Annotated in this window: 7 protein-coding genes, 4 tRNA genes and 2 pseudogenes; 6 read left to right on the top strand and 7 right to left on the bottom strand. The window is 27.1% G+C overall.

Annotated features, from left to right (window positions below; all coding sequences use genetic code 11):
• A pseudogene (locus ON17_RS01680) lies at window positions 1-320 on the bottom strand (hypothetical protein); the annotation flags it as partial.
• Window positions 321-472: 152 nt separating this feature from the next.
• Here ON17_RS01680 and ON17_RS01675 point away from each other — a divergent pair.
• The gene (locus ON17_RS01675; RefSeq protein WP_017191778.1) at window positions 473-1,042 is read left to right on the top strand and encodes a hypothetical protein; all 570 of its coding nucleotides are present in this window, start codon (window positions 473-475) and stop codon (window positions 1,040-1,042) included.
• 195 nt (window positions 1,043-1,237) lie between these two features.
• On the opposite strand, the gene ON17_RS03890 is transcribed toward ON17_RS01675, so the two are convergent.
• Together ON17_RS03890 and mscL are read right to left on the bottom strand one after the other, a co-directional pair.
• Window positions 1,238-1,456, bottom strand: coding sequence for a hypothetical protein (locus ON17_RS03890; protein ID WP_261974251.1), 219 nt, complete (start codon window positions 1,454-1,456; stop codon window positions 1,238-1,240).
• Window positions 1,457-1,710: 254 nt separating this feature from the next.
• The gene (gene mscL, locus ON17_RS01665; protein WP_017191776.1) at window positions 1,711-2,154 is read right to left on the bottom strand and encodes a large conductance mechanosensitive channel protein MscL; all 444 of its coding nucleotides are present in this window, start codon (window positions 2,152-2,154) and stop codon (window positions 1,711-1,713) included.
• 214 nt (window positions 2,155-2,368) lie between these two features.
• Between mscL and ON17_RS01660 the strand changes: the two genes are divergently transcribed.
• Window positions 2,369-3,190 carry a hypothetical protein gene (locus ON17_RS01660; protein ID WP_017191775.1) on the top strand — a complete coding sequence of 274 codons (822 nt, stop codon included), beginning with the start codon at window positions 2,369-2,371 and terminating at the stop codon, window positions 3,188-3,190.
• A 63-nt stretch (window positions 3,191-3,253) separates the two neighbouring features.
• Here ON17_RS01660 and ON17_RS01655 read toward each other — a convergent pair whose 3' ends face one another.
• Window positions 3,254-3,700 (bottom strand): Hsp20 family protein, encoded by a 447-nt coding sequence (locus ON17_RS01655; RefSeq protein ID WP_017191774.1) that lies wholly within the window; start codon window positions 3,698-3,700, stop codon window positions 3,254-3,256.
• Between the two features lie 211 nt (window positions 3,701-3,911).
• Between ON17_RS01655 and ON17_RS01650 the strand changes: the two genes are divergently transcribed.
• From ON17_RS01650 to ON17_RS01635, 4 genes are all read left to right on the top strand, one after another.
• Window positions 3,912-3,987: transfer RNA gene (locus ON17_RS01650), tRNA-His, on the top strand.
• A 29-nt stretch (window positions 3,988-4,016) separates the two neighbouring features.
• Window positions 4,017-4,091, top strand: a tRNA-Gln gene (locus ON17_RS01645).
• Between the two features lie 38 nt (window positions 4,092-4,129).
• Window positions 4,130-4,212: transfer RNA gene (locus tag ON17_RS01640), tRNA-Leu, on the top strand.
• A 34-nt stretch (window positions 4,213-4,246) separates the two neighbouring features.
• Window positions 4,247-4,321: transfer RNA gene (locus ON17_RS01635), tRNA-Trp, on the top strand.
• A gap of 166 nt (window positions 4,322-4,487) precedes the next feature.
• Here ON17_RS01635 and nrdF read toward each other — a convergent pair.
• The 3 genes and pseudogenes from nrdF to ON17_RS01620 all read right to left on the bottom strand — a co-directional run bounded on the left by nrdF (window position 4,488) and on the right by ON17_RS01620 (window position 7,374).
• A complete protein-coding gene (gene nrdF, locus ON17_RS01630; RefSeq protein ID WP_017191772.1) occupies window positions 4,488-5,516 on the bottom strand; it encodes a class 1b ribonucleoside-diphosphate reductase subunit beta in 1,029 nt (342 codons plus the stop codon).
• A 47-nt stretch (window positions 5,517-5,563) separates the two neighbouring features.
• Window positions 5,564-6,617: pseudogene (gene recA, locus ON17_RS01625) on the bottom strand (recombinase RecA).
• Window positions 6,618-6,693: 76 nt separating this feature from the next.
• Window positions 6,694-7,374: a CDP-alcohol phosphatidyltransferase family protein gene (locus tag ON17_RS01620; RefSeq protein WP_017191770.1), complete on the bottom strand. Its 681-nt coding sequence runs from the start codon at window positions 7,372-7,374 to the stop codon at window positions 6,694-6,696.
• Window positions 7,375-7,493: the final 119 nt, after the last annotated feature.

The following is a 7,493-nucleotide window of genomic DNA, read 5'->3' as shown; positions in this document are numbered from 1 at the left end:
AATGCATATTTAATTTGTTGGTGTTTTTTATTCTTTTTGATGTCTTTTGGTTTAGCTAATATTCCTTCACAATTATTAACCTTTAATTTCAATTGCTTTTTTTTGGGCTTTTCAACGTAAATAATGTCAGCACATCCATTAGAATCAATATCCGTATAGATTTTAGTTGACTTTGGACTTTTCTTTTGTTTTGTTTTGTATAGTTGTTCATGCACATTTAATTGTTCATAAATATTTAAAGCAGATAAAATTTGTTTGTCGTGCTTTTCTTTTTCTTTTTTCTCTTTTTTAAGTAAATTTACAATTTCTTTTTCCTTCATTTTGTTAAAACTCCTTTTTTAAGTTTGGTTAAATAAAAAAACCAAACTGTTTATTTTTAATTAATAAACAATTTGGTTTAATTAGTTGTTTTCTTTTGGCTCTACTTTTGTGGGGCACCTCAAAAAATAAAAGAAAATAGAGGTATATATTTTTGTTTAATCAAAAAATAAAAAATAGTTATTTATTTTTCTTAATGTTAAATGCTTTTTTATTAATGACTTTACCTGTTTTTACGCAGAAAATTTTTGCTCAAAATAATGAAGAACATACACAAAAACAAACACAAATTACACACGCTGTTCACGTTCAAGATGATACAACAGATATTGTAGAAACTATTAATGATTCTTTCAATGACAAAAATACAATAGGAATGGCTAAGGTTGTTGATGAGTTGAAAAATTATGCTTTGTCTCAGCACACCGATAAAGCTTCCAAAAAAATGATTCTAGATGTAGTAAGTAGTATTATTAATGACTATTTATGCATAAATGAATGGGCCGAAGTTCAAACTGATTTTTTTAAAGTTTTTGCATACGATAGCGATAATATGAAAGATATAGTGACTGCTGAGTTAACTTACACTACCAACCTTGCTATAACTCTGGCAAAAAACGCTTGCAAAACTAGTAGTTATAATTTTATTTTTGATGCTTTTGCTAAAGACATGAATGATGCGGTTGCTGACACTATAAGTACTTTATGGCCGACTTTGTCTTAATAATTGCCAAAAAGATTATTAATGAATTTTTAAAATATTAATGATATTTATAAATTTAGAAATAAAAAAAACTATTTATGAAAAAAACAATTCATAAATAGTTTTTTTGTTTTATATTGGAGGATTTTTTTAATTGGAATTGATATTTAAATTATAACTCCATTAAATCATTAACATTTTTTTTGAGAAGTTATTTTAGAAAAAAAGATTATTTAATTCTTCTATTTCGTTGGCTTTTTCGATTAAAGCATTAGTGATAGAAGATAAATCTTTTTTTATTTCTTCCTTCTCTTTCGTTAATAATTTAATCTTTTTCTTGTAAAAACATAAATTATGGTCTTTTTTAATGATTTGTTGTTGATTTTCTTTAATGATTAATTCTTGCGTTTGAATAATGTTGTTTTTTTCCTTCAATGAATCTATTAAAATTTGTATCCTGTTTTCGATAAATTGTTTCTTTGTTTGGCCTTCCCTTTTTGTTAGGCGAAAATAAACCATCATACAAGAGAAGAAGATAAATAGCATCCAACAGAAAGAATAAATTTTTTTCATAAATTGACGTATATATTACCTTTTTTTAAAATATCATCATATAACAATAAAGTTTATAGATGATTTGTTCAATTGAAAAATATCCCCATATCAAGAGTATTTTTAACTATATTATTTTATTTTGGAGAATTTTGAAGCAAGTCTTTAATTTCTTTTAGTAAAGCTACTTTTTCTTGTTCTAATTGTTTGATATCGTCGATTTTCAACTCTTTGACGTTAGAAGGGTTCTTGGTTTGTAAATGTTTTTTACCTTGATACACAAAAATATAAATAACGAAAGCGACCATAAAAAATTCAAAAACGTTTTGTAAAAATTTACCATAATTAATAGCGTTCTCCCCACCTAAATTTATTTTTAGTTCATTTAAGGTAAATTTTCCGTTAAATAACCAAACAATAGGAGGCATAATGACGTCAGTAGATAAGGAACTCACCATTTTGGTAAATAACTGCCCCATCACGATGGCGATAGCTAATTTGATAACGTCCCCTTTATTGATAAAGGACTTAAAACCGTCTTTAAAATCTTTTAATTGATGTAAATATTTATTTTCAGACATGATAATTCTCCTTCTTTTTTATAAATTGATAAAAAGAATCGCATATTTTCATTTTATTGTATCGGTGTGCGCTCAAAAAATCAAAAAGTTACATAAAAAATATATAAAAATAATAATAATTTGTTAATTTCAAATAAATATGCTACAATAATATTGTATCATTAGTTTTTTAAGTTATTTAAAAATAAAAAAGAATCAAAAGGTGAAATTTATTGTGGTGAATGAAATTTGGAACAACATTCTTAACAATTGGGTTGCATACTTGATTGTATCGCTTATTATTTTGGCTGGACCACTTCAAAAACTAATTAAGTTATTAATGCGTTTTGTTTTATTCCTTTTGAATTTTTTTTTCGGAGAAGAAAAAGAAAAAAACGATATTAATAACAAAAATCCGCAAATTTCCATTCAAAACCAATTATCAGATGATGTATATAAAAATAAAAACTTATCTTTAATAGAATTAACTATTTTGGACATGAAGAGAAAAGAAGAAGCAAAAAATTCCAGAGAAAAAGATAAAGATATTGATTTAATTAGGTTAGAATTATATCAAAGCAAATTAGAAAGCAAAATGGAATTAAATCAACAACAAAATTTCTTTGAAAAAGAATTATTAAAACAAAAATTAGAACTTTTAGAAAAAGAATTATTGAAAAACAGTATTAAAAATAGTTTTAATTTTAACGGTAACGAAAAAAACCAAAGAAAGAACGATAATTCTAATAATAACAATTCTAACGATAATAATGGTAATAATTCTCCAGAAAGGGAAAATGTTAACGAAAAACCTATTGACCTTTCTTTCATCGAAGAAACAATCAATAAACAGATTCCTAAAAGTTTGAAAAAAATATTTGATCAATTAAAAAACGTTTCTGAAATGCAGTTATTTATGTTAAACAATATGCCTATGAATGATAATTCTTTTTCTTATTATGATGATCAAAAAAACGCCTTATATATTGACCCAAAAGATTTGCCTTTTGTGAAAGCCCTTTTAGTGGATAAGACGAATAAACAGTTAAAAAATTAATCTTTCTATAGTAAATAAAAAAATTCAAAATATAATTATTTTGATTTTTTTTATTTATAAAGATTATTTTAATTCTAAATATTGTTTTTCTTTTTGAGGCTCTTCAGGTTTTTTCTTAATAATAATTGTTAATAAACCATTATTTAATGCACCATCAATATCTTTAATAGAAAAATCTTCACCTATGTTAAAACTACGTTTAATAATGCCTCTAATTCTTTCTTGTCTTAAAAAGTTAACCTCAGGTTGGCTTTCGTTTTTTTGCACGGCTTTTGATGGGTTTTCTTGCTTAGGATGAGCTTCAATGATTAACCATCCTTCTTCTAAACTTATTTTAATATTTTCTTTTTTAAAACCAGGCAATTCGCTAATCAATTCATAATGTTGAGGATATTCTTTAATATCAGTTTTCATAAAAGAATGAGAATTATCACCAAAAGAAATTCTTTTCCAATCGTCTAATAAATTTTCTAATAAATCATTATTTCTATCATTTGCATTAAAAAACATTTTTATGTTTATCTCCTTTTTTATCATTTATTTCAATACTATTAATAATTTCATTTTTATTATAACAAATCATTTTGGCAATGTCAAGAAGAGAATGCTAATTTATTTTTTTAATATTATGTATTATTTTTTAATTACTTTTTTTAAAAAATCATGTATAATAATAAATGTTGTTATTTGATACATTATTTTTTTTGGATGTATTTTTATGGCGGTTGTGGCGAAGTGGTTAACGCAGCGGCTTGTGGAGCCGACACGCGTGGGTTCGATTCCCATCAGCCGCCCCAATTTATTATTTTATCTTTATATTTTTTGTAGGCCCATAGCCAAGTGGTAAGGCAACGGACTTTGACTCCGTCATTCGTTGGTTCAAATCCAGCTGGGCCTGCCAATACTAACAACATAAATGCGACAACTTAAAACTAATCCGCGGGTGTGGCGGAATGGAAGACGCACTAGACTTAGGATCTAGCGCTTTTGGCGTGCAGGTTCAAGTCCTGTCACCCGTACCATTAATATTAAAAATTATTATTTTAAATCATTTTAAGGGATATGATGTCAACGGTAGCATAACGGTCTCCAAAACCGCTTGTTCGGGTTCGAATCCTGATATCCCTGCCATTTAAATTATCATTAAATAAAAGTTAAATTAATACAAAAAATTAATACATAAAAAAGAAAGAAAGCTCTTTTAAAGAATTTTCTTTCTTTTTTATTTTTTATAAAAAAACAAGTCTTATGAAATGACTTGTTTTTTTTAATAATATCTGTTTTAAGACAAGATTTTTTAAAAAATAAAATCTTCATCTTTGAGGCTTTCTGATTTCATTTTTTGGTAACCATTCCCTTTCATGGAAAAGTTATCCATAGTTTTGGTTTCAGTATTAAGTCCGTTTAAAACTACAGGATTAATATTTTCTTGAGGGAATTTTTGTTCAAAACCTAAATTCATTAACGCTTTATTAGCGTTATAACGAACAAAGGCGTTAACATCTTCTATCAAACCAACTTCTTGATAAATTTCATGAGCTAAAGCTTTTTGTTCTTCATATAAATTGTCCAATAAATCATCTAACCATTTTTTTAAATATGTTTTTTGTTCTTTGGAAAAGTTATAATATAATTCTTTAGCTAAACGACCTACATAAACTCCATGAACACTTTCATCTCGGATAATCAAGTTAATCATTTCTCCAGCTTGCATCAATTGACCTTGACCGTAGAAATATAAAGGATAATAAAAACCACTGTAAAACAACCAAGTTTCAAGAAAAACAGAAGCAACCATGCTTTTCCATTTAATTTCGTTAAAAGTTTTATTATCGCTTTTTTTGGATTCATATTTATTAATAACGATGTTTTTTTCTAAATCTTCGTAAATGCCGACAATAATATTTAAAATATTTTGTAAATTTTTTTGTTCTTCGCCCCAAGCGAATAATTGATTGATTTCTTCTTTATTTAAAAAAGTCATAAAAATATTAGAATAACTTTTCGCGTGAACAGCATTTTCCATTGCTCCCATGAAATTAAGAGTTGCTTTTTTTTGATGTTCGTAAGGCAAGCAAGAACGAAGAATAACCGGCATACCGATATCACCTTGATAAGTATCTAAAAAAGTCAAAACTAATAAATCCCTTGAATAGGCTTTTTTTTCTTCAGGAGAAAGTGCTTGCCAAGCAATTAAATCGCTTTGAAGACTGATATCTTCAGGACGCCAAAATTGACTTAAATTTTGTTCATAAAAATATTGCGTAAACTCGTCTTCTAATTTATTCCAATTCGCCCCTTTAAAAAGGCTGTTTTTTTTCTTCATATAAAGACCTTTCTATTGTTAATTTTTTTTTTAAAAAAGGATATTATTTATAGCAATTTATAACTTTTTTTAATTTGTTCTTCTAAAGATTTCGCTATTATCAGGGTTTTGTAATAAAAACTCTTTAGCTTTTTCTTTTCCTTGACCGATATGTTTATTTTGATAACTATACCAAGCTCCGCTTTTTTGGACTAATTCAAGATCAACCGCTAAATCTAAAATTTCACCTTCTTTAGCAATCCCTTTTCCGTACATAATTTCTAATTGAGCAACTTTGAAAGGAGAAGAAACCTTAGATTTCACTACTTTAACATTGGAACGAATACCGATAAAAGCACCATCTTCTTTGATGAATTCAGACTTTCTAATATCTAGCCTTAAAGAAGCGAAATATTTTAAAGCTTTACCACCTGGAGTTACTTCAGGACTACCGTAAATTACTCCCACTTTCTCTCTTAATTGATTCACATAAATTACGATAGTATTAGTTTTAGAAACGATAGCTGATTGCTTTCTCATTGCTTGTCCCATCATTCTGGCGTGAAGACCCATAAAAGAATCGCCACTTTCGCCTTTTAATTCAGCTTCCGGTACTAAAGCAGCCACAGAGTCCACAACTATTAAACTGAAATTTTCGCTTTTAATTAAAGATTCGACTATATCTAAAGCTTTTTCGCCTGAATCTGGTTGAGAAATAATGAAATTGTCTAAATCTATTCCTATCGCTTTAGCGTAATTAGGGTCCAGAGCGTTTTCCACATCAATAAAAGCGACATTCCCTCCTTGTTTTTGAGTTTCCGCTATTGCATGTAAAGTTAAAGTTGTTTTTCCGGAACTTTCAGGTCCAAAAATTTCAATAATACGACCTTTAGGAAAACCACCGATTGATAAAGCAATATCCAAAGTTAAAGAACCAGTCGGAATAACTTGGATTTTATCAGTTTGTTCCGAATTTAACTTCATAATGCTCCCTTTACCGAAACGTTGTTCAATTTCTTTAATCGTTTTTTCAACCACTTCTTTATTTTTTTCGTTTTTCGTCACTTCTTGTTTAGTTTTTTCTATTTTGCTTTTTTCGTTTTTAACTTTTTCGTTATTCATAATTTTGTTTCATTCCTTTAGTTATTTTCGATATATTTTGATATAAATATTTTTTTAATTATTTGGGTAGAGATAGTTAGTTTTGAACGAAATTAGACCTAATAAATTTAAAATTGTTAATTATATAAAACATTCCTGAAAAGACGATTAAAAAAATGTTTATGCCTGATAAAACATTAATAAAATATTTTATTTGTAATATATTTTCTAAATTCAAAGGGTCCCAAATACGCAAGTATATTTGTTTAACAAATAATAAAAAAATAATAGTTATAAAAGTGAAAACAGTTTTTAATTTTCCTAAAAAAGAAGCGGAAATAATATGTTTTTTTTCAACAGCGACCAAACGCACTCCCGTAATGATCAAATCTCTGATAATAGTGGCTATTATAATACTGACAATTCCTAATTCAATGCTTTTATTATCGTTTTTTTCAGGTAATAAAAATTTATGATTACTTAACAAATATATGTGAAAAAAAGTTATAATAACAAGCAACTTATCAGCTATTGGGTCAAAAAACTTTCCAAAAACTGTTTGTTGTTGGAATTTTTTAGCTATATAACCGTCAAGATAATCGGTGATAGCTGCGATGATAAAAATCAAATTAAAAAACAAACTTAGCGTTGTTTCTACACCATCTGGTTGTTTTTTTTTTACGTTTAAAATCATAACCATTAAAGGCAACATACAAAAAACCAAAAAGATGCGAAAAACAGTTAAGAAATTAGCTGATTTTTTGATGATATTTTTCATTCTTTAACAATCTTTCTTTAGAAAATAATAATTATTTAACATATTTTACTTTGTTTTATACAGCTACAAATGCATGGCGGATGCCTGATACCCCCTTTACCCGTGCAATGGATTCATCA

Origin of the sequence: Poinsettia branch-inducing phytoplasma str. JR1, from assembly GCF_000309465.1 — a bacterium.
GTDB classification, from domain to species: Bacteria; Bacillota_I; Bacilli_A; order Acholeplasmatales; family Acholeplasmataceae; genus Phytoplasma; species Phytoplasma pruni.
This window is presented reverse-complemented; position numbering and strand designations above follow the sequence as displayed.

What these genes read in the sequence shown, in the direction of transcription:
- mscL (WP_017191776.1), bottom strand. Translation starts at nt 2,154, where the DNA reads ATGTCTGAAAATAAATATTTACATCAATTAAAAGATTTTAAAGACGGT.
- ON17_RS01655 (WP_017191774.1), bottom strand. Translation starts at nt 3,700, where the DNA reads ATGTTTTTTAATGCAAATGATAGAAATAATGATTTATTAGAAAATTTA.
- nrdF (WP_017191772.1), bottom strand. Translation starts at nt 5,516, where the DNA reads ATGAAGAAAAAAAACAGCCTTTTTAAAGGGGCGAATTGGAATAAATTA.
- ON17_RS01620 (WP_017191770.1), bottom strand. Translation starts at nt 7,374, where the DNA reads ATGAAAAATATCATCAAAAAATCAGCTAATTTCTTAACTGTTTTTCGC.